This window comes from Methylobacterium sp. V23, from assembly GCF_002917135.1.
GTDB lineage: Bacteria > Pseudomonadota > Alphaproteobacteria > Rhizobiales > Beijerinckiaceae > Methylobacterium.
The window spans coordinates 1-1,578 of sequence record NZ_PDHT01000109.1 but is presented as its reverse complement, the minus strand read 5'-3'; the positions used below and the strand labels follow the sequence as shown (position 1 = coordinate 1,578).

The window sequence follows — 1,578 nt, the reverse complement described above, 5'->3', positions numbered from 1 at the left end:
GCGGCCGCCTACACCGCCGTGGACCGGGCCGAGAGCGAGATCGCCGCGGCCTGGGCCCTGAACGCGGTGGCGCCAGCACTCCTGGCCGCCGCCACCGCCCGGGCCGGCATCCCCCTCGTGCACGTCTCCACCGACTACGTCTTCGACGGCCGCACCGAGGCCCCCTGCACCCCCGATACGCCGATCGACCCGCAGAGCGTCTACGGCGCCAGCAAGGCGGCCGGCGAAATCGCGGTGCGCAGCGCCAACCCGCGCCACGCCATCCTCCGCACCGCCTGGGTGGCGAGCCCGCACCGGGGCAACTTCGTCAAGACGATGCTGCGGCTCGCCGCCGAGCGCGAGCGCCTCAGCGTGGTCGACGACCAGCACGGCAGCCCGACGAGCGCGGGCGACCTCGCCGCCGGCCTGGCCCAGATCGCCCAGGCGCTGGCCCGCGATCCTACCGCCCCCACGGGCACGCATCACTTCGTCAATACGGGCGCCACCACCTGGTGCGGCTTTGCCCGCGCCATCGTGGCGGGCGCGGCCCGGCGCGGCGCCCGCGCGGTGCCGGTCGAGGCCATTCCCACCAGCGCCTTCCCGACCCCGGCCCGCCGGCCCACGTACTCGGTGCTCTCGACCGCGAGCCTCACGGCCGCCTACGGCCTGAGGCCGCGGCCCTGGGAACGGGCCCTCGACGACATCCTCGACCGGCTGGTCGGCCCCGAACGGACAACGACGGAGACACAGGCATGAAGGGGATCGTTCTGGCCGGCGGCACGGGCACGCGCCTGCACCCGGCCACGCTGTCGATCAACAAGCAGCTGCTGCCGGTCTACGACAAGCCGATGATCTACTACCCGGTCTCGGTGCTGATGCTGGCGGGCATCCGCGAGATCCTGATCATCTCCTCGCCCGAGCACCTGGACAACTACAAGCGCCTGTTCGGCACCGGCGAGCAGTTCGGGCTGTTCTTCAGCTACGCGCTCCAGCCCCGGCCGGAAGGGCTGGCCCAGGCCTTCCTGATCGGGCGCGACTTCGTGGGCGCGGACAGCGTGGCCCTGGTGCTCGGCGACAACCTGTTCTTCGGCTCGGGCATGCGCGAGATGCTGGCCCGGGCGCGCGCCCGCGAGAGCGGCGCCACGGTGTTTGCCTACCACGTCGACGATCCCTCGGCCTACGGCGTGGTGACCCTCGGCCCGGACGGACGGCCCCTGCGCCTGGTCGAGAAGCCGGTGGAGCCCGAGAGCCCCTGGGCGGTGACGGGGCTGTACTTCTACGACAACCAGGTCCTCGACATCGCCGCGGCAGTGACGCCCTCGGCCCGGGGCGAGCTCGAGATCACCAGCGTCAACGAGGCCTATCTCGAGCGCGGGCAGCTGCACGTGGAGCGCATGAGCCGCGGCTATGCCTGGCTCGACACGGGCACCCATGACAGCCTGCTGGAGGCGGCCGAGTTCGTGCGCACGCTCCAGCACCGCCAAGGCCTGCAGGTGGCCTGCCTGGAGGAGATCGCCTACCTGCAGGGCTTCATCGGCAAGGACCAGCTCGTCGCCCGCGGCAAGCTCTTTGCCAAAACCGCCTACGGACAGAACCTCC

2 protein-coding genes are annotated in these 1,578 nt (G+C 72.0%); both read left to right on the top strand.

Annotated elements, in window-relative coordinates; translation table 11 throughout:
- The coding region (gene rfbD / locus CRT23_RS27455; protein WP_103712626.1) for a dTDP-4-dehydrorhamnose reductase at positions 1 to 735 on the top strand (735 nt) is incomplete at its 5' end.
- A partial coding sequence (gene rfbA, locus CRT23_RS27450; protein ID WP_103712625.1) for a glucose-1-phosphate thymidylyltransferase RfbA occupies positions 732 to 1,578 on the top strand: 847 nt, incomplete at its 3' end. The genes rfbD and rfbA, both read left to right, overlap by 4 nt.